The organism is Faunimonas sp. B44 (genome assembly GCF_052655945.1).
In genome coordinates, this window is record NZ_JBQYEX010000001.1 from 386,064 (window position 1) to 407,900 (window position 21,837).

Consider the following 21,837-nt stretch of genomic DNA (forward strand, 5'->3'; position numbering starts at 1 on the left):
GTCATGTTCCTGCGAATGGTCCCGGTTCGCCGGCCCGGAACGACGAAGGGCTGCCCCGCGGGGCAGCCCTTCCATTGTCGGTCCGCGGCCGGGACCGATCAGTCGCGCCGATCAGGCAGCGGGAAACTCGACAGAGGCGAGCATCCAGTTCACGGCACCCAGCGACCGCGGGTTAAGACAATGAGACACTGGATCACCTCCTTTCGTGTGGTTTCGGACAGGACGAATATAGTTCCTGCGCAGGCGCTTCCAAGCTCAAATGTCAGGCGGACGTGCTGCCTTTGCCGGCATCGCCGGCGGCCGGCCCGATGCGCATCTGCTCCCCGATTTCCGCCGTCTCGTCAGCGCGAAATGACCCAAAATGTGTCCGCAACGGATAGGCGACCCTGCCCATTGGCCCCCCGAGCGATCGCTTGACGGTCGCCGAAACAGGAAATTCCAAGGAAGGGAATAATCCATGCGCAAGCTCAGCATTCTTGCCACCTCCGCGCTCATCGCCGTCGCCGGGCCGGCCTTCGCCAACGACATGTCGGCCGGCGCGAACGCCGGCGCGGCGGGCGCCCAGACCCAGGGTTCGGCCCAGTACGATGCGGGCGCCACGACCGGCGGCTCGGCGGGCGCCGCGGGCACGTTCGACGGGACCGCCGGTGGCGCCGCCGGAATGGACGGCGCGACGGGTTCCGCGGGCACGACGAGTGACCCGGCCGCCGGCGCGGCCACCGCCTACGGCACGGATTCGGCCGGCGCAGGCGACGCCAATTTCGGCACGGTCGTCTCCTCCATCCGCAGCGCCGGCGACATGAGCGCCGATCTGCAGGGCATCGGCGACGACGCCACGATCCGCGTGGTCGACGTGAGCGAGCTGCCGGGCGGCGACGCCACCGCCATCGACAATGCCGTCAACGACAACCGGGACGGTGTCGATTCGCTGCGCGATCAGCTGCGCTCGAACGGGGCCGTGACCGCCGAGCTCGAGAACCAGAACATCGACGTCTCGAGCGTCGTCGCGGTCGATCGCGGGCCGGACGGCACGCTGACCGTCTACACCCACGGCTCCAGCTAAGGCTGCAACGCGCCGGGACTGGAACGGAGAGGGGCGGCCCGTTTGGGCCGCCCCTGGCGATTCCGGCCGTCTCGCCCGGTTCAGATGAGGCCGAAGCTCAGGCCCAGCCCGGCGGCCGCGGTCGCCGCGCCGATCGTGCGGACGGCGATTCCGCCCCGAAGCCCGGTGGCCGCTCCGAGGCCGACGCCGGCAGCGTGGAGGAGTGCGGTCGCAATGGCGAACCCGACCAGATAGGGCATGGCCGACGCTGCACCGAGTTCCGCGCCGTGAGCGTGCCCGTGGAACAGCGCGAACGCGCCCACCAGGGCCGCGCCGGCGGCGGCCGGCAACCGCACCGCGGTCGCGACCACCAGCCCGAGCACGACCACCGAAGCGAGGATCGCCGGTTCGACGAGAGGCAACCCGACGCCCAGCATGGCGATCCCGAAACCAACCGCCATCGTCGTCACGAAGGCCGCCGGGACGGCGACGATTGCCCTTCCGCCCAGCATTCCGGCCCAGAGGCCGACGGCGACCATGGCGAGCAAATGATCCAGGCCCGAGATCGGGTGCGTCAGTCCGGAAAGGAATGAGCCGTGTGCCGCCGGATCGACATGGGCAAGAGCAGGGGATGCCGCAGCGAACAGCGCGACGGCGGCAAGTGGAAGTCGTCTCATCATCCTCGTCCCTCGTTTGGTCGACAGGGCGCCCGGGGGTCGGTCGCGCCCGGCTGATGCGGAAGCGTTCCCCGGCGCCTGATGCCCGAAGCGCGAATCCCGCGCCATGTCTTGGCTCAACTCGTCCGCAAGGTCCATGCCATCGCGCGCCATTGCTGCAGCCGCCCGTTCGGATGGCCGAAGTCTGCTGCGTGCTTGAAAGGCGGCGCCAACGAGACGCTCAGCCCGGCCAGATCGGGTTCGACCAGGCCCGCCGCCCCGCCGCGTCGATGACGACGATCCGGAACCAGTCGCCCGAGAACTTGCCGAGCGGCAGCCGCGCCCGGGTGAGCTGCCGGCCATAGGCCGTTTCGGCCCGCGTGCCGCGGCCGACGAGGGCGATCGTGGAGACCGGGGAGCAGGCGATCTCGACCGTGTCCCCGCCGATCCCGATCTCGTGGATCGCGGGTCCCTGGCTCGAATAGAAGGCCCCCGCCTTCATGGCCGCGAGGAGCGCCTCGGGCTCGTTCGCCTCCGCCTTCACCATGACCCAGCCGCCGCCGGAATCCGGCCAGCGGAAATGCGCGTCGTCCGCCGCATAGGCGTTGAGCCGGTGGCCCTCGTTGAGCAACTGGTCGAGGAGGCACGCGCCGTCCGGCCGGGCGCATTCAACGTCGCAGGTGAAATTGTAGATCTCGACGGCGTCCGCGACCGCGGCGAGCGCGCGCCCGTCCTCGATCGTCAGCCCCGACCATTGCGGATGTGCAATGCCGACGAAAGCGCCTGCGGCCTTTGCCCGCGCGGCGAGCGCAGGCCCGTCCTCGTCGCCGGCGGTCGGGGCGAAGTCCGCCGGCAGTCCCACGGCGAGGATGTGCCAGAGCTCGCCGTGGCTCGTCGCCGGGGCATGGACCTCAGCGCCGAGCAGCGTCGTGAACCGGTTGGTGCGGAAGGCCCGCGTGTCGGTGATCGGGAACCCGTAGCGGCCGAGGAAATGGTCCGAGAGGCACAGGAAGTCGTAGCCCGCCTCGCGAGCGCGCGACCTCTTCCGGCGGCAGCGCGCCGTCCGAGCGGTTCGAATGGGTGTGGACGTTGCCGCGCAGGAACGCGCCTTCGCGCTCGAATGCGGCGAGGCCCATCAGCGCTTCGCCTGGACCCGGCCCGAATAGAGCTTGGTCAGGCGCTCGGCCGTCTCGCGCGCGACCTTGCCGAGCGCCTCGACCCGCTCCGGCGGCATGCGCACGGAGGGTGCGGAGATCGAGACGGCGCCGACGGGCTCGCCCCATTCGTCGAGGATCGCCGCCGCGACGCAGCGCATGCCGAGCGTATGCTCCTCTGCGTCGATGGCGTAGCCGCGCTTGCGGGTTTCCTCGAGGCGGTCGAGCAGCTCCTTCCGGGTCCGCGGCGTATTCGGCGTGAAGCCCTCCAGCTTGGTGGCGCCGAGGAGATGGGCGAGGCGGTCGGGCGCGGAGGCGGCGAGCACGGCCTTGCCGGCCGCCGAGGCATGGAACGGCAGCCGCCGCCCGAGCCTGAAGAAGGCGCGCACCGCGGCATGGCCCTCGGCCTGGGCGACGCAGACGATGTCGTCGCCGTCCACGACGGTGACGTTCACCGTCTCGTCGACCGCCTCCAGCACCTCTCGGATGATCGGCCGCGCGATCTCCGGCAGCTTGCGGATGCGCAGGTAGGACGAGCCGAGCCGGAACAGGCCGACGCCGACCATCCAGAGGCCGGTCGCCGGGTCGTGGTTCGCCAGCCCGCGGCTCTGCAGCGTCGCCAGCAGGCGATGGACGGTGGAGACGGGGTATTCCGTCCGCCGTGCGATCTCGCTGAGCGTGATCCCGTCGGCGGCTGCGATCGCCTCCAGGATCGAAATGGCCCGGTCGAGCGACTGGACCTCGGAACCCGGCTCGGCGCCGGCACTGGCTGGCCGGCCGCGCCGCGGCCGCTGGAGTGCGCTTTCCTGCATGGCCCACCTATACACTGCCGGCCCCGCCGGGCTCCACCGCAATCGTGCGACAAGATTTCCGCTCCTCAGGAAATAAATTCTCTTGATGGAAAATACGATCTGTGAGATCAATTTCCACGATACGGAGACGCTTTCCATTCGGAGCGCCCGTGCCTGCAACCCGAGGAGACGGTGCCATGGCCCGCATGACTGCGATGGAAGCGGCGATCCGCGTGATGGAGAGCGAGGGCGTCGACGCCGCGTTCGGCATTCCCGGCGCGGCGATCCTGCCGCTCTACGACGCGCTGCGCGGCAGCTCGATCAAGCACTACGTCGTTCGCCATGAGGAGGGCGGCACCCATGCCGCCGAGGGTTACACCCGCGCCGCGCCGGGCAAGATCGGCGTCTGCATCGGCACGTCCGGCCCGGCCGGCACGAACATGGTGACGGGCCTCTACTCGGCCTTCGCCGATTCCGTGCCGATCCTCTGCATCACCGGGCAGGCGCCGCGGGCGAAGCTCCACAAGGAGGATTTCCAGGCGATCGACGTCGCCAAGATCACCGAGCCGGTCACCAAGTGGTCGGTCTGCGTCATGGAAGGCGCGCAGGTGCCCTGGGTATTCCGCAAGGCGTTCCAGCTGATGCGCTCCGGCCGGCCCGGGCCGGTCCACATCGATCTCCCGATCGACGTCCAGAAGGAGATCATCGAATACGATCCGGACGCCGACGGCCCGCTCCCGGTCGACCGGCCGGCGCCCAACGCAAAGGCGATCGCGCGCCTGTTCGACATGCTCGCCGCGGCCGAGCGGCCGATGATCATCTCCGGCGGCGGCGTCATCCTGTCGGAAGCCTCGGATCTGCTCGTCGAGTTCGCGGAACTGACGGGCACGCCCGTCGTGCCGACGCTGATGGGCTGGGGCTCGATCTCCGACGACCATCCGCTCAATGCCGGCATGGTCGGCCTGCAGACGCAGCACCGCTACGGCAACGCCAACTTCCTGCGCAGCGACCTCGTCATCGGCATCGGCAACCGCTGGGCCAACCGCCACACCGGCAGCACCGAGGTCTACACGAAGGACCGCAAGTTCGTGCACATCGACGTCGAGCCGACGCAGATCGGGCGCGTCTTCTGTCCCGACCTCGGCATCGTCGCCGACGCCAGGCTCGCACTCGAAGCCCTCGTCGCCGAGGCCCGCACGCGCAAGCTGCCGGATCGGCGCGCCTGGGCGGCGGAATGCCGCGAGCGCAAGCGCACCATGCTGCGCAGGACCGATTTCGACGACAAGCCGATCAAGCCGCAGCGCGTCTTCCACGAGATCAACAGGACCTTCGACGAGGACACGCGCTTCGTGACGGCGATCGGCCTCTACCAGATCGCGTCCGGCCAGTTCCAGAAGATCCACAAGCCGCGCAACTACATCATCTGCGGCCAGGCCGGCCCGCTCGGCTGGGAGATCTCGGCCTGCACCGGGGCGAAGCTCGCCGATCCCGATGCGGAGGTGGTGGCGGTCGTCGGCGACTATTCCTTCCAGTTCCTGATCGAGGAGCTGGCGGTCGCCGCGCAGTACAACATCCCGTTCGTCATGATCGTCCTCAACAACGCCTATCTCGGGCTCATCCGCCAGGCGGAGCGGGGCTACGGCATGGACTACGAGGTCCAGCTCTCGTTCCGCAACATCAACGCCCCCGAGATCGGCGATTACGGCGTAGACCACGTCCGGGCCGTCGAGGCCTTCGGCTGCATCGGCGCCCGCGTCTTCAATCCCGAGGATATTGCTCCTACTCTGGAATGGGCGCGGCGCGAGGCGGCCGAGCGCCGGGTCCCGGTCGTGGTCGACATCATCACCGAGCGCGTGACGAACATCGCCATGGGCGCGGAAATCGATAACGTGGTCGAGTTCGAGGAGGTCGTCGACCTGCCGGCGCTCGAGCCGGCCGAGTGAGGCGGCCCGGGCCGCGACAGGGAGGATCACGCCGATGCCGAAATTCTCGGCCAATCTCAGCATGCTCTTCACCGAGCTGCCGTTCCTGGACCGCTTCGAGGCGGCGGCCCAGGCGGGCTTCCGCGGGGTCGAGTACCTCTTCCCCTACGATTTCCCGGCCGACGAGATCGTCCTGCGCCTGAAGCGGCACAGCCTCGTCCAGGTGCTCCACAACCTCCCCGCCGGCGACTGGGCCGGCGGCGAGCGGGGCATCGGCTGCTTGCCGGGTCGCGAGGCGGTGTTCCGCGAGGGCGTCGATGCGGCGATCCGCTACGCCAAGGCGCTCGGCTGCCCGCAGGTGAACTGCCTCGCCGGCATCGCGCCGCACGGCACGGATCCGCAGCTCCTGCGCTCGGTGTTCGTGGAGAACCTGCGCTATGCCGCGGCGCGCCTGGAGCGGGAAGGCATCAAGCTCCTGATCGAGGCGATCAACACCCGCGACATACCCGGGTTCTTCCTGACGACCACGCGGCAGGCGCGCGAGGTGCTGGAGCTCGTCGGCAGCGACAACCTCTACATCCAGTACGACGCCTACCACATGCAGGTGATGGAAGGGGATCTGGCGCACACGATCGACGCCAATCTCGACCGGATCGCGCACATCCAGATCGCCGACAACCCGGGCCGGCACGAGCCCGGCACCGGCGAGATCAACTTCGATTTCCTCTTCCGCCATCTCGACGCGATCGGCTATCCGGGCTGGGTGGGGTGCGAGTACAAGCCGGCCGGCACGACCCGCGAGGGGCTCGGCTGGATGGCGCCCGTCCAGCAACAACGAGCCGTCGCATAGGGATCGTCATGGATTTGGGATTCATCGGACTTGGCGTCATGGGCCGGCCCATGGCCGGCCACCTGGTCGCCGCAGGGCATCAGGTCTTCCTTCATACGCGCAGCGGCGTGCCGGCCGACATCGCCGAAGCCGGCGGAATCGCCTGTTCGAGCCAGCGCGAGGTCGCCGAGAAGGCGGAGATCATCTTCCTGATGGTTCCCGATACGGCGGACGTGGAGAGGGTGCTGTTCGGCGCCGGCGGCGTGGCCGAGGGCCTGTCCCCCGGCAAGATCGTAGCCGACATGAGCTCGATCTCGCCGCTTGAGACGAAGGTGTTCGCGAAGCGCGTGGAGGAGTTCGGCTGCTCCTATCTCGACGCGCCGGTCTCCGGCGGCGAGGTGGGCGCCAAGGCCGCAAGCCTCACCATCATGGTCGGCGGGCCGGACGAGACCTTCGCCAAGGTCGAGCCGCTCTTCCGCCTGATGGGCAAGAACGTCACCCATGTCGGCGCGAACGGCGACGGCCAGACCACCAAGGTCGCCAACCAGATCATCGTTGCCCTCACCATCGAGGCGGTGTCGGAGGCGCTCGTATTCGCATCAAAGGCCGGCGCCGATCCTGCGAAGGTCCGCCAGGCCCTGATGGGCGGCTTCGCGTCCTCGCGCATCCTGGAAGTCCACGGCGAGCGCATGATCAAGCGCACCTTCGATCCGGGCTTCCGGATCGAGCTCCACCAGAAGGACCTGAACCTCGCGCTCCAGGGCGCGAAGGCGCTCAAGGTGGCGCTGCCCAACACCGCCACCTGCCAGGAGCTCTTCAACGTCTGCTCCGCGAACGGCGGCGGCGCCTCCGACCATTCGGCGCTCGTCAAGGCGCTGGAGCTGATGGCGAACTTCGAGGTCGGCCAGGGCACGGGCTGAGCCGGCCCGCGCGGAACAGCGGCGGCCGGCGACCACGATCGAGAAATGGCGGCGGGCATCGCCCGGCTCCGGCCGGGCGGGAGGCGCACGCACGCCTGCTTTGGGCCGGCGACGCCGGCCTGGGAGGACGGATGGCGCACTGGCTGCGGTTCGAAACGGATGGCCGCGAGGGCTTCGGCACGCTCGGCGGATCGGAGATCGCCGTCCACCGTGGGGACATGTTCGGCGACCCGGAGCCGACCGGCGAAACCTTGCTTCTCGACGAGGTCCGGCTTCTCACGCCTTGCGCGCCGGGCAAGATCGTCGCCCTCTGGAACAACTTCCACGCCTTGTCGCAGAAGCTCGGCGTCGGCACGCCTGACGATCCGCTCTATCTGCTCAAGGCGAGTTCATGCGCGCTGCCGCCGGGCGGCACCGTCCGGCGCCCGGAATCCTATTCCGGCAGGATCGCTTACGAGGGCGAGCTCGGCATCGTGATCGGCCGCAGCTGCAGGGATGCCACGGCTGCCGGCGCCCAAAGCGCGATCTTCGGCTATACCTGCGTCAACGACATCACGGCCGCGGACCTGATCCAGAAGGATCCGACGTTCCCGCAATGGGCCCGCGCCAAGAGCTTCGACGGCTTCGGCCCGTTCGGCCCCGTGATTGCGACCGATATCGATCCGGCGGCCCTCGTCGTCCGCACGGTCCTGAATGGCGAAGAGCGCCAGAACTATCCGATCAGCGACATGATCTTTCCCGCGGCCGAGCTCGTCCGGCGCCTGTCGCAGGACATGACCCTCCATCCCGGCGATCTCGTCTGTTGCGGCACCTCGCTCGGCGTGGGGACGATGAAGGCCCCGGAGAACGCGGTCGAGATCATCATCGACGGCATCGGCACGCTCGCGACCCGCTTTCTGCAGTGATTCCGCCACCGAAGGTGTGCGTCTGAGTTTCCGCATTGCAAAAACGAATCTCGTTGACTTCTGGCATTATGTATACCACCATTCCTCCACCGCCTTGAGCGGGCCGGAATCCACCTCTTTTCGGGAGGACGAAATGCGAGTCGAGCAGATCCTGCGGAAGAAGGGCACCAAGGTCGTCACGATCCGGATGAACGAGCCGCTGCAGACCGCGGCCCAGCTGATGCGGCGCGAGAACATCGGCGCGGTCGTGGTCAAGGACGTCTGCGGCACCGAAGGCGAGGTCGTGGTCGGCATGCTGTCGGAGCGTGACGTCCTGCGCGCGATCGCCGACCGCGGCGCTGCGGCGCTGGCGCTGCCGGCCTCCGACTTCATGTCGCGCGGGGTGATCTCGTGCAGCCCCGACGATTCGGTCGAGAGCGTCGGCACGCTGATGGACGAACATCACATCCGTCACGTGCCCGTCCTCGACGACCATACCCTCATCGGCGTCCTCAGCATCCGGGACATCCTCGCCTGGGGAAAGGCGCAGTCGGCGGCCGACCGGATCCCGCTCTCCGCCTGGCGCACCTGGCAGGGCAGCGTCGCAAGCGTGGCCTGAGATAGGGCGGCCGCAAGCGCCCTGCTTCAGGTTGACTTGGCGCCGCGCGGCCTCCCACTATCGACGCTCGAAGGACAGGCGCTCTCCTCGGCCGGCCCGCGGGGCCGGCCGCAGCAAGGGTTCCGTCGGTCGGCCCGGAACGGCCCGACACAGCCTCAGCCAACCAGTCGGCCGCCGGCGCCTGCCGCGATGAAGGCCGCGCAACAGGAGGAATCGCAATCGTGAAGGCCCGGAACGTGATGACCGCGCCAGTCATTTCGGTCACGCCGGAGACGCCAGTTTCCGACATCGCCGCGCTGCTCATCGACCGCCGCATCAGCGGCGTGCCGGTGGTCGACGCCCACGGCCACATGGTCGGGATCGTGAGCGAGGGCGACCTCCTGCGGCGGACCGAGACGCGCACCGCGCCGCGCCGTCCGCAATGGCTCGAACTCCTCACCGACCGATCGATCCAGGCAGCCGATTTCGTGAAGACGCACGGCCTGACCGCAGCCGACGTGATGACCAGGGACGTCGTCAGCGTCGAGCCCGATGTCGAGCTGGTCGAGATCGCCGGGATCCTGGAGCGCCGCCACATCAAGCGGGTGCCGGTCGTGGAGAGCGGGCTCCCGGTCGGGATCGTCAGCCGCGCGAACCTGCTGCACGGCCTGATCGCGTACAAGCCTGCCGTCCAGCCGGACGGGGTGAGCGACGCGGAAATTCGGCACCGTCTGAACGAGGAGCTCCGCGGCGAGGGCTGGATCGACCTCACCCGGCTCAACATCGTGGTGAGCGACGGGGTGGTCCACCTCTGGGGCATCGTGAAGTCGGAGGAGCAGAGCCGCGCGCTGGAGGTGGCGTCGGAGGCCGTTCCAGGTGTCCGTCGCGTCGAAAACCATCTGGCGCCGGACCGGTTTGCCAACGATTCCGGCTGACGATCATCCGATTGCCTTGCTCGAACGAGCCCGCTGCGGCCACCCCGCAGCGGGCTTTTTGCTGCCTCTCGCGAGCCATGCACTCCGGGCATGGCAGCCATGCCGAGTTGGGATACAAAATACTGTATACCAGTCTTGCCGCTCTTCCCCTGCAGGCTTATGTTGCGATGCATCAGAAGGAGAGCAAAGATGTCTGGTTTCGCGATGGAATACCTGGTTCTGGCGCTCGTTGTCGTCGGTCTGGTCGCTGTGATCGGCGAGATCCTGATGCGTGACCCGGCATTCGGCCTGGCACTGCTGCAGGACTCGGAGGCTGCCGCAAGGGCCCGTTCGCCGCGGTCCGCTCGCCGCGCTCCGGTGGCGGCGAACTTCAACCGCGCGCAGGCGCAGCTGCCCCGCGCCGCCTGATCGACGCGCTCGCCATGGACACGGCGCTGACAGCGCCGTGCCACACGAAAGGCCCCTGACACACAGACGAAGGACGGTCGCCAAACCCGCGGATTCGAGCCGTTTTCCCCCTCCCGCCTACCGCACTGCAGCATTCGTTTCGGCAATTCTTGTGCCTTGCAGCACAAGGATGATTTGCCGCACCCGTTGATATACAGTATGCTGCATACCCTGAACTCGCGAAAAGCGAGATCAGTAAGCACGGGAGGAATGCTTGATGAAGTGGGAGACAGGACGCTCCATCCTACAGGGAATCGCGGTCGCGGGAACGATCGCGGCCGGGTCCGCGCTGATCGCCGCACCGGCTTTCGCGTGGGAGCCGACCAAGTCCGTTGAATTCGTCGTGCCGGCCGGCAGCGGCGGCGGTGCGGACCAGATGGCGCGCGCCATCCAGGGCATCGTTCAGAAGCACAATCTGATGAACCAGCCGCTCGTCGTCGTGAACAAGGGCGGCGGCGCCGGAGCCGCAGGCTTCCTCGACGTGAAGGGCGCCCGCGATCCGCACAAGCTGATCATCACGCTATCCAATCTCTTCACCACGCCGCTCGGCACGGGCATTCCGTTCAACTGGACCGACCTGACGCCGGTCTCGATGCTCGCGCTCGACAATTTCGTGCTGTGGGTGAACGCCGAGTCGCCGTACCAGACCGCCGAGGAATACATCGCGGCGGTGAAGGAGAAGCCCGGCCAGTTCAAGATGGGCGGCACCGGATCCAAGCAGGAAGACCAGATCATCACGGTCGCGGTCGAGCAGCAGACCGGCGCGAAGTTCACCTACGTGCCCTATGGCGGCGGCGGCGAAGTGGCCGTGCAGCTGGTCGGCAATCACATCAACTCGAGCGTGAACAATCCGATCGAGGCCGTCGCCCAGTGGCGTGCCGGCGCGCTCCGGCCGCTCTGCGTCTTCGACGAGCAGCGCATGCCCTACGAGAACAAGGTGACGGCGGACATGGCCTGGTCGGACGTGCCGACCTGCAAGGAGGCCGGTCTCGACGTGACCTACCAGATGCTGCGCGGCATCTTCATGCCCGGGAGCGCGAATGAAGAGCAGGTGCAGTACTTCGTCGACCTCCTGAACAAGGTGCGGGAGACCGACGACTGGAAGGCCCTCATGGAGTCCGGCGGCTTCAACCCGACCGCACTCCAGGGCGAAGAGTACCGCGCTTGGCTCGAGGAGGCCGAAGGACGGCACCGCGAGCTCATGACGACCGCGGGCTTCATCACCGGAAACTGAGCGCCGACAAGGGCGCCTGCCGTCGGGGATCGATCCCCGACGGCGACCAACCCCTCGAGGGAGGACTGCGTCTCATGCAGGAAAACGAACTGGAAGCCGGTGGCGGTATCGCCCGTCGCCCCGTCGAGATCGGAATGGCCGCGCTGCTTCTCGCGGTCGGCCTCATCGTGATCTACGATTCCGTGCGCCTCGGCGCCGGCTGGACCGATTTTGGCCCGGGTTCAGGCTTCTTTCCCTTCTATATCGGCCTCATCCTGGCCGGCTCCGCCGGCGGCACGCTGCTGATCAACCTGTTCGGATCGAAGCACGCGCAGGGGCAATTCGCCAGCTGGGAGCGCTTCAGCCGCGTGCTGCAGATGTTCATTCCCACGGCGATCTTCATCACCGCCAGCGCCTTCATCGGCATGTACGTGTCGGCGGCGCTCTTCATCGCGTATTTCATGCGCTGGAACGGCCGCTACGGCTGGGGCCGGATCGCCCTCATCGCCATCTGCGTGCCGCTGGTGCTCTTCTTCATCTTCGAACGCTGGTTCCTCGTGCCGCTGCCGAAGGGACCCCTGGAGAACATGCTCGGACTTTGAGCTGCACGGGCCGTCCGCCGACGCCGGCCGCGATGATCGCGGGCACTGGCGCCGGGCGCTGCCCAGGAGACCGAAATGACAGAGCTGACATCCTTGTTCCAGGGCCTCTACCTGGTCGCCGACCCCTACAACTTCATGCTGATGGCCATCGGGGTTATGCTGGGCCTCGTGGTGGGCCTGCTGCCTGGCCTCGGCGGCGCGAACGGCATCGCCATCCTGCTGCCGCTGACCTTCACCATGTCCCCGACCTCCGGCATCATCATGCTGGCGAGCATCTACTGGGGCTCGCTGTTCGGCGGGGCGATCACCTCGATCCTGTTTAACATCCCGGGCTGCTCCTGGTCGGTCGCGACCACCTTCGACGGCTATCCGATGGCACAGAGGGGGAAGGCCGCCCAGGCGCTCACCGCCTCCTTCACCGCGTCCTTCATCGGCGCGTTCTTCGCCGTCCTGGTCATCACCTTCCTCGCCCCGCTCGTCGCCCGCTTCGCGCTGCAATTCGGCCCGCCCGAATTCTTCGGCGTGATGCTGCTGACCTTCTGCAGCTTCATCGCGACCAGTAAGGAATCGCCGCTCAAGGTCCTTTCGTCCATGACGCTCGGCTTCGCGCTCGCGGCGGTCGGCCTCGACATGGTGACGGGCGATCTCCGGCTGACCTTCGGGACCTCGGAGGCGCTTCGCGGCATCTACTTCCTGGTCGCGGTCATCGGCCTCTTCGGCATCGGCGAGATCCTGCTCACGATGGAGGAGGGCCTGGTGTTCCGCGGCAAGGAGGCGCGCATCAACCTCAAGGTCGTGCTGCAGACCTGGAAGGAGATGCCGCGCTACTGGGCCACCATCCTGCGCAGCGCCGTGATCGGCTGCTGGATGGGCATCACGCCGGGCGGCGCCACGCCGGCGTCCTTCATGAGCTACGGCATCGCCAAGCGCTTCTCCAAGCGCGGCGACGAGTTCGGCAAGGGCGAGATCGAGGGTGTCTACGCCCCGGAGACCGGCAACAACGCCGCCGGCACCTCCGCGCTGCTGCCGATGCTCACGCTCGGCATTCCGGGCTCGCCGACCGCCGCCGTTCTCCTCGGTGGCCTGATGATCTGGGGCCTGCAGCCGGGACCGCTGCTCTTCGTGGAGCAGAAGGACTTCGTCTGGGGCCTCATCGCCAGCATGTACGTGGCGAACCTCGTCGCGCTGCTGATCGTTCTGACGACCGTGCCCTACCTGGCCGCGATCCTCAGGATCCCGTTCAGCATCATCGCGCCGATCATCATCGTCCTGTGCTCGATCGGCGCCTACACGATCGCCAACGAGTTCGGCGACGTGATCTACATGCTGATCTTCGGCGTCCTCGGCTACTTCTTCAAGAAGCTCAGCTACCCGCTGGCGCCGCTGGTGCTCGCGCTGGTTCTCGGCGGAATGGCCGAGGGCGCGTTCCGCCAGTCCATGCTGATGTCGCAGGGCTCCCTGACGATCTTCTGGTCGAACTGGCTGGTCGGGTCGATCGTCACCCTGGCGGTCATCCTCCTCTTCTGGCCGCTCATCTCCGCCGGGATCGCCTCGCTGCGCACCCGCGGCGCGGGCGTGCCGAGGGAGAGCCTCTAGGAGCGGCTTTCCGCCGTCTCCGCCCGCGGCGCTCCGGCGCCGCGGCTCGGGCGAAAGGCCTCGTGCCGGGCCGCAGGCGCGGCGAAACGGGCCGGGCCCCATGCCGGTACACCCAGCCCCTCCGATGCCTCCTTGTGGTATCGGCGGACGTGGTATACGGTATATCTAATGCGAAACGGCTGCGACGGGTGACGCCGCAGTCTTCCGCGAGGAGGGATGAACTTGCAGCAGGTGAGCGCACCGCCCCGGATCAAGGTTCAGCCGCTGGACACCAGCGTGAGCTTCCGGAACATGGCGTACGAGACGCTCAAGAGGGCGATCACGGAGATGGACATCTACGACCATCCCGACGAGATCCGCCTCGACGAGCGTCAGCTCTCTCAGGACCTCGCCGTCAGCCGGACCCCGGTCCGGGAGGCGATCACGCTGCTGGAGCAGGAGGGATTCGTCCGCTCGGTTCCGCGCCGCGGCATCTTCGTGGTGCGCAAGACCAAGCAGGAGATCCTCGACATGATCGCCGTCTGGGCGGCGCTGGAGAGCATGGCCGCCCGGCTCGCCACCACCGCCGCCAGCGACGATGATCTCGAGGAGCTCAAGGAGCTCTTCCAGGAGTTCGAGCGGGAAAGTCCCGGCGATCACATCAGCGAGTACTCCGACGCGAACATCGCCTTCCACCAGGCGGTGATCCGCCTCGGCGGCTGCAAGCTGATCGAGGACATGACCGCGAACCTCTTCATCCACATGCGGGCCATCCGGAAGGTCACGATCCGTCAGGAGAACCGCGCCGAACGCTCGGTGGTGGATCACCGCAACATCATCAATGCCCTCATCGCCCGCGATGCCGATCTGGCCGAACGCCTCGTCCGCGAGCACACGCTCGGGCTGAGGGAGCACGTCGAGCGGCACGGCGACTTCCTCGCCTGAGTTCGACCGAAGAACCGTCCGTCGGACGCGGGTGGGCACCCCGATCGGCGGATCCAATTGCCTAGGAGGAGCACCAATGGCAACAACGACGCTGGCCAAGCAGGCCGACACGACGACAGCAGACGACACCCTGAAAGCCAAGAGCCGCGATGCGAGCGTGGTGTCCGGCGGCCACCTGGTCGCGCGGGCCCTGAAGGCGGAAGGCGTCGACACGATCTTCACGCTGTGCGGCGGCCACATCATCGACATCTATGACGGCTGCGTCGACGAGGGCATCCGCATCATCGACGTCCGCCACGAGCAGGTCGCGGCCCATGCCGCCGACGGCTATGCGCGCCAGACCGGCAAGCTCGGCTGCGTCGTGACGACGGCCGGCCCCGGCTGCACCAATGCGGTGACCGGCGTTGCGACCGCCTTCCGCTCGGAGAGCCCGGTCCTCCATATCGGCGGCCAGACCTCGCTGTCGCAGTGGAAGCAGGGTGGGCTGCAGGACCTGCCGCACGTCGAGATGATGAAGCCGATCACCAAGTTCGCCTCGACCGTCATGTCGACCGAGCGGGTGGCGGACATGGTGTCCATGGCCGCGCGCGAGGCGTTCGCCGGCGCCTACGGTCCGGCCTACCTCGAGATTCCCCGCGACGTGCTCGACCGCGAGATCGACGTCTCCAAGGCCGTCGTCCCGGAGCCCGGACACTACCGCGCCTCCGTGAAGTCGATCGGCGACCCGCGCGACATCGAGAGGCTCGCCGACATCCTCGTGAACGCCGAGCGCCCGGCGATCCTCTTCGGCCAGCAGGTCTGGGCCGCCCGCGGCCACGAAGAGGCGATCGCGCTGCTGCGCGGCCTCGACATTCCCGGCTACTTCAACGGCGCGAGCCGCGGCCTCCTGCCGCCTGGCGATCCGCATCATTTCGACCGGACCCGCAGCCAGGCCTTCGCCAAGGCGGACGCGATCGTCATCGTCGGCACGCCGTTCGACTTCCGCATGGGCTACGGCAAGCGCATCACCTGCCCGACGCTGGTCCAGATCGACCAGGACTACCGCACGGTCGGCAAGAACCGCGACATCACGTTCGGCCTCGTCGGCGATCCCGGCGCGATCCTGAAGGCGGTGCTCGACGCCGCGACCGCGCGGATCGACAACGGCAAGCGCCAGCTGCGCAAGCAGTGGATGGAGCAGCTGCAGCAGGCAGAGGTCACCGCGACCGAGAAGCTGATGCCGCTCTTCAAGTCGGACCAGTCCCCGATCCATCCGTACCGGGTGGCCTGGGAGCTCAACGAGTTCCTGACCGACAACACCATCTACATCGGCGACGGCGGCGACGTGGTGACCATCTCGGCGCAGGCCGTGCGGCCGCGCGGCCCCGGCAACTGGATGGATCCGGGCGCGCTCGGTTCGCTCGGCGTCGGCACCGGCTTCGCCATCGCGGCCGGGCTCGCCCGGCCGGACGCCGAAGTGCTCTGCTATTATGGCGACGGCTCGTTCGGCATGACCGCCTTCGACATGGAGACGGCAAACCGCTTCGGCGTGCCGTATCTCGCGGTGATCGGCAACAACTCGGCCATGAACCAGATCCGCTACGGCCAGATCACCAAGTACGGCGAGCAGCGCGGCAATGTCGGCAACCTGCTCGGCGACGTGCCCTTCGGCAAGTTCGCGGAGATGCTCGGCGGCTACGGCGAGGAGGTCCGCGAGGCTTCCGAGATCCAGCCGGCGCTGCAGCGCGCCCGCGAGCAGATCGCCAAGACCGGCAAGTCGGCGGTCGTCAACATCTGGGTCGACCCGCGCGAGTACGCGCCGGGCACGAAGGCCCAGACGATGTACAAGTAAGGGAACCGGGGCGCGGCGCTCCGGCGCCGCGCCCGCTCCCTTAGAACGCATTCGGTCACAGGAAGGAACTAACGATGGGCAAGGCTCTCGAGGGCGTCCGCATCCTCGATTTCACCCACGTGCAATCCGGCCCCACCTGCACGCAGCTCCTCGCCTGGTTCGGAGCCGACGTGATCAAGGTGGAGCGGCCGGGCGTGGGCGACATCACGCGCGGGCAGCTGCAGGACATCCCGAACGTGGACAGCCTCTATTTCACGATGCTGAACCACAACAAGCGCTCGATCACGATCGACAGCAAGAACCCGAAGGGGAAGCTCGTCCTCGAGCGGCTCATGAAGGAATGCGACGTGCTGGTCGAGAACTTCGCGCCGGGCGCGCTCGACCGCATGGGCTTCACCTGGGAGCGCATCCAGGAGATCAACCCGCGCCTGATCATGGCCTCCATCAAGGGCTTCGGCCCGGGGCCCTACGAGGACTGCAAGGTCTACGAGAACGTCGCCCAGTGCACCGGCGGCTCGGCCTCCACCACCGGCTTCCGCGACGGCCTGCCGCTCGTCACCGGCTCACAGATCGGCGATTCGGGCACCGGCCTCCACCTCGCGCTCGGCATCGTCACCGCGCTCTACCACCGCACGCAGAGCGGCAAGGGCCAGCGCGTGACCTGTGCCATGCAGGACGGCGTCCTCAATCTCTGCCGCGTCAAGCTGCGCGACCAGCAGCGCCTCGCCCACGGCCCGCTCAAGGAGTATAGCCAGTACGGCGAGGGCATCCCGTTCGGCGAGGCGGTGCCCCGCGCCGGCAACGATTCCGGCGGCGGCCAGCCGGGCCGGATCCTGAAGTGCAAGGGCTGGGAGACCGATCCGAACGCCTACATCTACTTCATCACCCAGGCCCCGGTCTGGGAGGCGATCTGCGACGTCATCGGCAAGCCGGAATGGAAGACGCATCCGGACTACGCCAAGCCGGCCGCCCGCCTGCCGCGCCTCAACGAGATCTTCGGCGCGATCGAGGACTGGACCATGACCAAGACCAAGTTCGAGGCCATGGACATCCTCAACGAGTACGACATCCCCTGCGGCCCGATCCTTTCCATGAAGGAGATCGCGGAGGACGAGTCGCTGCGCGCCACCGGCACGCTGGTGGAGGTCGACCATCCGACCCGCGGCAAGTACCTGTCCGTCGGCAACCCGATCAAGCTGTCGGACAGCCCGGCCGAGGTGACGCGTTCGCCGCTCCTCGGCGAGCACACGGACGAGATCCTGCGCAGCGTTCTCGCCTTCAACGACGACGAGATCGCCGAGATCGAGGAGTCGGGTGCGCTCGGGCAGATCCATCGGCAGGCTGCGGAGTAGACCACACCCGGCGGGCGGCTCCGGCCGCCCACCGTTCAAGTACGATCATCGCGGGCCGACAATCCTGGTCCGCCGGGACGCGAAGGGCGCGCCGGTCGCCGCCCTGGCGTCTGACCGCCAAGACATATCGAACGCACGTTCGGAGGAGCATTCAATGAGCAATGTCGCAATGAGAGAGGCCCCGGTATCCGGGAGCGCGAAGGACACGGTACGCGAGGTCCTCGACCGGGTGCGGGCCGACGGCCGCAACGCGCTCACAGCGCCGGAAGGCAAGCTGGTCTGCGACGCCTACGGCATTCCGGTGCCGCAGGAAGGCGTGGCCAAGTCTGCCGACGAGGCGCGCCAGCTCGCCGAGCAGATGGGCCTGCCGGTCGTCCTGAAGATCGTCTCCCCGGACATCCTCCACAAGACCGAGGCCGGCGGCGTGCTGGTCGGCCTGAAGACGGCCGACGAGGTCGCCAAGGGCTACGACACGATCCTCGCCAACGCGAAGAACTACAAGGCCGACGCCAAGATCGATGGCGTTCAGGTCCAGCAGATGCTGACCGGCGGCCAGGAAGTGATCGTCGGCGCCGTCACCGACGGCTCGTTCGGCAAGCTCGTGGCCTTCGGCCTCGGCGGCGTGCTCGTCGAGGTCCTGAAGGACGTCACCTTCCGCCTCGCGCCGGCCACGCGCGAGGACGCGCTCTCCATGCTCGACGGCATCCAGGCGGCCGAGATGCTGAAGGGCGTGCGCGGCAGCGAGCCGGTCAACCGCGACGCGCTCGCCGACCTGATCGAGAAGGTGAGCCGCCTCGTCAGCGATTTCCCCGAGATCTCGGAGATGGACCTCAACCCGGTCTTCGCCACCGCCAAGGGCGCCATCGCGGCCGACGTGCGGATCGTCGTCGATTTCGACCCGGCACCGCAGCGGCATCGTCCGAGCCAGGACGAGATCGTCACGGCGATGAACCGGATCATGAAGCCGAAGGCGGTCGCGGTCATCGGCGCCTCGGCCGAGGACGGCAAGATCGGCAATTCCGTGATGAAGAACCTCATCAACGGCGGCTATCCGGGCGAGATCTACCCGATCCATCCGAAGGCCGAGGAGATCCTCGGCTACAAGGCCTACAAGAGCGTCAAGGACGTTCCGGGCGAGATCGACGTGGCGGTGTTCGCTATTCCGGCGAAGTTCGTGGCGCAGGCGCTCACCGAGTGCGGCGAGAAGCAGATCCCCGGCGCGGTCCTCATCCCATCGGGCTTCGCCGAGACCGGCAACGAGGAAGGCCAGCGCGAGATCCAGGAGATCGGGCGGAAGTACAACATCCGCCTGATGGGCCCGAACATCTACGGCTTCTACTACACGCCGGCCAATCTCTGCGCGACCTTCTGCACGGCCTATGACGTCAAGGGCTCGGCGGCGCTCTCCTCGCAGTCCGGCGGCATCGGCATGGCGATCATCGGCTTCAGCCGCTCCGCCAAGATGGGCGTCTCCGCGATCGTCGGCCTCGGCAACAAGTCGGATCTCGACGAGGACGACCTGCTCACCTTCTTCGAGCAGGACGAGAACACCAAGGTCATCGCGCAGCATTGCGAGGACCTGAAGGACGGCCGCGCCTTCGCGGAAGTCGCCCGTCGCGTGTCCAAGAAGAAGCCCGTCGTCGTCCTGAAGGCCGGCCGCACCTCGGCCGGCGCGAAGGCAGCGAGCTCCCACACCGGCGCGCTCGCCGGCAACGACAAGATCTACGAGGACGTCTTCAAGCAGGTCGGCGTCATCCGCGCCCGCTCGCTCCGCCAGCTCCTCGAGTTCGCCCGCGGCGTCCCGATCCTGCCGACGCCGAAGGGCGAGAACGTCGTCATCATCACCGGCGCCGGCGGCTCGGGCGTGCTGCTGTCCGATGCCGTGGTCGACAACGGCATGAGCCTGATGGCGATGCCCGACGACCTCGACGCGGCGTTCCGGAAGTTCATCCCGCCCTTCGGCGCGGCCGGCAACCCGGTCGACATCACCGGCGGCGAGCCCCCGACGACGTACCAGAACACGGTCCGCCTCGGGCTCGAGGACGAGCGCATCCACTCCCTCATCCTGGGCTACTGGCACACGATCATCACGCCCCCGATGGTCTTCGCCAAGCTGATGGTCGAGGTGAAGGAGGAGATGAAGGCGAAGGGCATCGAGAAGCCGATGGTCGCCTCGCTCGCCGGCGACATCGAGGTTGAGGAGGCCGCCGAATATCTCTACCAGAACGGCATTCCGGCCTACGCCTATTCGACCGAGCTGCCCGTCGAGGTGCTCGGCGCGAAGTACAAGTGGGCGCGCGGCGCGGGCCTGCTCTGAGCGTGTGAGAACCACGGGGCGCCCGGCACCCGGGCGCCCCGGACCCAACGATTGGATCGGGGATGAACATCCACAACACGGGCGCACCCACGTCTCAGTCGAACCAGCCGGCCCGGAGCATCCATCCCGGCTCCGGACGGCGGAAGACGCGACCGACGCCGAAGGGGCGGCAGGTCGACACCGTTTCGCTCGACGAGGTGAGCGCCCTGCTGGGCGACCGCTCGCGCCAGCGCGATCTCCTGATCGAACACCTCCATCTCCTGCAGGACACCTATGGCTGCCTGCATGCGCGCCATCTCGTGGCGCTCGCCGCCGAGATGCGCCTCGCGCTCGCGGAGGTCTACGAGGTCGCGTCCTTCTACGCGCATTTCGACATCGTCATGGACGGCGAGCCGGCGCCGCCGCCGCTGACGGTCCGGGTCTGCGACAGCCTGACCTGCGCCATGATGGGCGGCGACGGGCTGCTTGCGGCTCTTCCCGACGCCCTCGGCCAGGACGTCCGCGTCGTCCGTGCGCCCTGCATGGGCGGCTGCCACAATGCGCCGGTCGTCGCGATCGGCCATTCGCTCCACGAGCATGCGAGCGTCGAATCCGTCGCGCAGGCGGTGAGCGCCGGCGACACCCACCCGCATTTGCCGGCCTACAAGGACTTCGACGCCTATCGTGCCGACGGTGGCTACAAGATCCTCGAGGAATGCCTGTCGGGCGTGCGCAGCGTCGACGACGTGATCGCGGCGCTCGAGGATTCCGGCATCCGCGGCCTCGGCGGCGCCGGCTTCCCGACCGGGCGCAAGTGGCGCTTCGTGCGGGCCGAGCCGGGCCCGCGCCTGATGGCGATCAACGGCGACGAGGGCGAGCCCGGCACCTTCAAGGACCGCTATTATCTCGAGCAGGACCCGCACAGGTTCCTCGAAGGCATGCTGATCGGCGCCTGGGCGGTCGAGGCCGAGGCGGTCTACATCTATCTCCGGGACGAATACCCGCAGTGCCGGGAGATCCTCCTCCGCGAGATTCCGAAGCTGGAGGCTGCGGGGCTCTCGCGCCATACGAAGATCCATCTCCGTCGCGGCGCCGGCGCCTATATCTGCGGCGAGGAATCCGCGATGCTCGAATCGATCGAGGGCAAGCGCGGCCTGCCGCGGCACAAGCCGCCGTTCCCGTCGCAGGTCGGCCTGTTCGGGCGCCCGACCCTCATCAACAATGTCGAGACCGTGTTCTGGGTCCGCGACATCCTGGAGCGCGGCGGGGCGTGGTTCGCGAGCCACGGCCGCCACGACCGCAAGGGGCTCCGGACCTTCTCCGTCTCCGGCCGCGTCAGGGAGCCGGGCGTGAAGCTCGCACCGGCCGGCATCACGCTCCGCGAACTGGTCGACGAGTATTGCGGCGGCATGCAGGACGGGCACACGCTCAAGGGCTATCTCCCCGGCGGTGCGTCCGGCGGCGTCCTCCCGGCCTCCATGGCCGACATCCCGCTCGACTTCGGCACGCTCGAGCCGCATGGCTGCTTCATCGGCTCGGCAGCGGTCATCGTGCTCTCCGACCGGGACAACATGCGCGACGTGGCGCTCAACCTCCTGAAGTTCTTCGAGGACGAGAGCTGCGGCCAGTGCACGCCGTGCCGGGTCGGCACGGAGAAGGCGGTTTCCATCATGGAAAGGCCGCACTGGGACGAGACGCTTCTCGGCGACCTGATGAAGGTGATGGGCGACGCGTCGATCTGCGGTCTCGGCCAGGCGGCGATGAACCCGGTCAAGCAGGTGCTGAAGCATTTCCGCGACGATCTCGCGCCGCGCGCCTGAGCCTTCGGGCGACGCGCGGCGGCGC

19 protein-coding genes are annotated in these 21,837 nt (G+C 67.8%); 16 read left to right on the forward strand and 3 right to left on the reverse strand.

The window, feature by feature from the left end:
* The first annotated feature begins 457 nt into the window (after positions 1–457).
* Complete coding sequence (locus ACUN0C_RS01805; protein WP_445464598.1) at positions 458–1,063, forward strand: hypothetical protein; 606 nt, start codon at positions 458–460, stop codon at positions 1,061–1,063.
* Between the two features lie 80 nt (positions 1,064–1,143).
* Here the strand turns inward: ACUN0C_RS01805 and ACUN0C_RS01810 are convergent, their stop codons facing one another.
* The 3 genes from ACUN0C_RS01810 to ACUN0C_RS01820 form a co-directional block, all read right to left on the reverse strand.
* Entirely contained in the window at positions 1,144–1,722 is a 579-nt protein-coding gene (locus tag ACUN0C_RS01810; RefSeq protein ID WP_445464599.1) for a HupE/UreJ family protein, read from the reverse strand.
* A gap of 217 nt (positions 1,723–1,939) precedes the next feature.
* Positions 1,940–2,560, reverse strand: coding sequence for a hypothetical protein (locus ACUN0C_RS01815; RefSeq protein ID WP_445464600.1), 621 nt, complete (start codon positions 2,558–2,560; stop codon positions 1,940–1,942).
* Between the two features lie 273 nt (positions 2,561–2,833).
* Positions 2,834–3,664: an IclR family transcriptional regulator gene (locus ACUN0C_RS01820; protein WP_445464601.1), complete on the reverse strand. Its 831-nt coding sequence runs from the start codon at positions 3,662–3,664 to the stop codon at positions 2,834–2,836.
* 176 nt (positions 3,665–3,840) lie between these two features.
* Between ACUN0C_RS01820 and gcl the strand changes: the two genes are divergently transcribed.
* The 15 genes from gcl (at position 3,841) to ACUN0C_RS01895 (ending at position 21,812) form a co-directional block, all read left to right on the forward strand.
* Complete coding sequence (gcl, locus tag ACUN0C_RS01825) at positions 3,841–5,586, forward strand: glyoxylate carboligase (RefSeq protein WP_445464602.1); 1,746 nt, start codon at positions 3,841–3,843, stop codon at positions 5,584–5,586.
* 34 nt (positions 5,587–5,620) lie between these two features.
* A complete protein-coding gene (gene hyi / locus ACUN0C_RS01830; RefSeq protein ID WP_445464603.1) occupies positions 5,621–6,415 on the forward strand; it encodes a hydroxypyruvate isomerase in 795 nt (264 codons plus the stop codon).
* 8 nt (positions 6,416–6,423) lie between these two features.
* Positions 6,424–7,314 (forward strand): 2-hydroxy-3-oxopropionate reductase, encoded by an 891-nt coding sequence (glxR, locus tag ACUN0C_RS01835; protein WP_445464604.1) that lies wholly within the window; start codon positions 6,424–6,426, stop codon positions 7,312–7,314.
* A 131-nt stretch (positions 7,315–7,445) separates the two neighbouring features.
* Entirely contained in the window at positions 7,446–8,219 is a 774-nt protein-coding gene (locus tag ACUN0C_RS01840) for a fumarylacetoacetate hydrolase family protein (protein ID WP_445464605.1), read from the forward strand.
* A gap of 133 nt (positions 8,220–8,352) precedes the next feature.
* Positions 8,353–8,817: a CBS domain-containing protein gene (locus ACUN0C_RS01845; protein WP_445464606.1), complete on the forward strand. Its 465-nt coding sequence runs from the start codon at positions 8,353–8,355 to the stop codon at positions 8,815–8,817.
* Between the two features lie 239 nt (positions 8,818–9,056).
* The gene (locus ACUN0C_RS01850; RefSeq protein WP_445464607.1) at positions 9,057–9,731 is read left to right on the forward strand and encodes a CBS domain-containing protein; all 675 of its coding nucleotides are present in this window, start codon (positions 9,057–9,059) and stop codon (positions 9,729–9,731) included.
* A gap of 189 nt (positions 9,732–9,920) precedes the next feature.
* Complete coding sequence (locus tag ACUN0C_RS01855) at positions 9,921–10,139, forward strand: hypothetical protein (protein ID WP_445464608.1); 219 nt, start codon at positions 9,921–9,923, stop codon at positions 10,137–10,139.
* A 256-nt stretch (positions 10,140–10,395) separates the two neighbouring features.
* Positions 10,396–11,412, forward strand: a complete 1,017-nt coding sequence (locus ACUN0C_RS01860) for a Bug family tripartite tricarboxylate transporter substrate binding protein (protein ID WP_445464609.1) — start codon at positions 10,396–10,398, stop codon at positions 11,410–11,412.
* A gap of 74 nt (positions 11,413–11,486) precedes the next feature.
* The gene (locus tag ACUN0C_RS01865; protein ID WP_445464610.1) at positions 11,487–11,993 is read left to right on the forward strand and encodes a tripartite tricarboxylate transporter TctB family protein; all 507 of its coding nucleotides are present in this window, start codon (positions 11,487–11,489) and stop codon (positions 11,991–11,993) included.
* A gap of 75 nt (positions 11,994–12,068) precedes the next feature.
* Complete coding sequence (locus ACUN0C_RS01870) at positions 12,069–13,589, forward strand: tripartite tricarboxylate transporter permease (RefSeq protein ID WP_445464611.1); 1,521 nt, start codon at positions 12,069–12,071, stop codon at positions 13,587–13,589.
* Between the two features lie 216 nt (positions 13,590–13,805).
* The gene (locus ACUN0C_RS01875) at positions 13,806–14,513 is read left to right on the forward strand and encodes a GntR family transcriptional regulator (RefSeq protein WP_445464612.1); all 708 of its coding nucleotides are present in this window, start codon (positions 13,806–13,808) and stop codon (positions 14,511–14,513) included.
* Between the two features lie 76 nt (positions 14,514–14,589).
* Complete coding sequence (locus tag ACUN0C_RS01880) at positions 14,590–16,344, forward strand: thiamine pyrophosphate-binding protein (protein ID WP_445464613.1); 1,755 nt, start codon at positions 14,590–14,592, stop codon at positions 16,342–16,344.
* A gap of 74 nt (positions 16,345–16,418) precedes the next feature.
* Complete coding sequence (gene frc / locus ACUN0C_RS01885; RefSeq protein WP_445464614.1) at positions 16,419–17,696, forward strand: formyl-CoA transferase; 1,278 nt, start codon at positions 16,419–16,421, stop codon at positions 17,694–17,696.
* 154 nt (positions 17,697–17,850) lie between these two features.
* Positions 17,851–20,013 (forward strand): acetate--CoA ligase family protein, encoded by a 2,163-nt coding sequence (locus ACUN0C_RS01890; RefSeq protein WP_445464615.1) that lies wholly within the window; start codon positions 17,851–17,853, stop codon positions 20,011–20,013.
* A 62-nt stretch (positions 20,014–20,075) separates the two neighbouring features.
* Positions 20,076–21,812, forward strand: a complete 1,737-nt coding sequence (locus ACUN0C_RS01895; RefSeq protein ID WP_445464616.1) for an NADH-ubiquinone oxidoreductase-F iron-sulfur binding region domain-containing protein — start codon at positions 20,076–20,078, stop codon at positions 21,810–21,812.
* Positions 21,813–21,837 lie beyond the last annotated feature (25 nt).

Coding starts and splice junctions, on each gene's coding strand:
- ACUN0C_RS01805 (WP_445464598.1), top strand. CDS start 458: ATGCGCAAGCTCAGCATTCTTGCCACCTCCGCGCTCATCGCCGTCGCC.
- ACUN0C_RS01810 (WP_445464599.1), bottom strand. CDS start 1,722: ATGATGAGACGACTTCCACTTGCCGCCGTCGCGCTGTTCGCTGCGGCA.
- ACUN0C_RS01820 (WP_445464601.1), bottom strand. CDS start 3,664: ATGCAGGAAAGCGCACTCCAGCGGCCGCGGCGCGGCCGGCCAGCCAGT.
- gcl (WP_445464602.1), top strand. CDS start 3,841: ATGGCCCGCATGACTGCGATGGAAGCGGCGATCCGCGTGATGGAGAGC.
- hyi (WP_445464603.1), top strand. CDS start 5,621: ATGCCGAAATTCTCGGCCAATCTCAGCATGCTCTTCACCGAGCTGCCG.
- glxR (WP_445464604.1), top strand. CDS start 6,424: ATGGATTTGGGATTCATCGGACTTGGCGTCATGGGCCGGCCCATGGCC.
- ACUN0C_RS01840 (WP_445464605.1), top strand. CDS start 7,446: ATGGCGCACTGGCTGCGGTTCGAAACGGATGGCCGCGAGGGCTTCGGC.
- ACUN0C_RS01845 (WP_445464606.1), top strand. CDS start 8,353: ATGCGAGTCGAGCAGATCCTGCGGAAGAAGGGCACCAAGGTCGTCACG.
- ACUN0C_RS01850 (WP_445464607.1), top strand. CDS start 9,057: ATGACCGCGCCAGTCATTTCGGTCACGCCGGAGACGCCAGTTTCCGAC.
- ACUN0C_RS01855 (WP_445464608.1), top strand. CDS start 9,921: ATGTCTGGTTTCGCGATGGAATACCTGGTTCTGGCGCTCGTTGTCGTC.
- ACUN0C_RS01860 (WP_445464609.1), top strand. CDS start 10,396: ATGAAGTGGGAGACAGGACGCTCCATCCTACAGGGAATCGCGGTCGCG.
- ACUN0C_RS01865 (WP_445464610.1), top strand. CDS start 11,487: ATGCAGGAAAACGAACTGGAAGCCGGTGGCGGTATCGCCCGTCGCCCC.
- ACUN0C_RS01870 (WP_445464611.1), top strand. CDS start 12,069: ATGACAGAGCTGACATCCTTGTTCCAGGGCCTCTACCTGGTCGCCGAC.
- ACUN0C_RS01875 (WP_445464612.1), top strand. CDS start 13,806: ATGAACTTGCAGCAGGTGAGCGCACCGCCCCGGATCAAGGTTCAGCCG.
- ACUN0C_RS01880 (WP_445464613.1), top strand. CDS start 14,590: ATGGCAACAACGACGCTGGCCAAGCAGGCCGACACGACGACAGCAGAC.
- frc (WP_445464614.1), top strand. CDS start 16,419: ATGGGCAAGGCTCTCGAGGGCGTCCGCATCCTCGATTTCACCCACGTG.
- ACUN0C_RS01890 (WP_445464615.1), top strand. CDS start 17,851: ATGAGCAATGTCGCAATGAGAGAGGCCCCGGTATCCGGGAGCGCGAAG.
- ACUN0C_RS01895 (WP_445464616.1), top strand. CDS start 20,076: ATGAACATCCACAACACGGGCGCACCCACGTCTCAGTCGAACCAGCCG.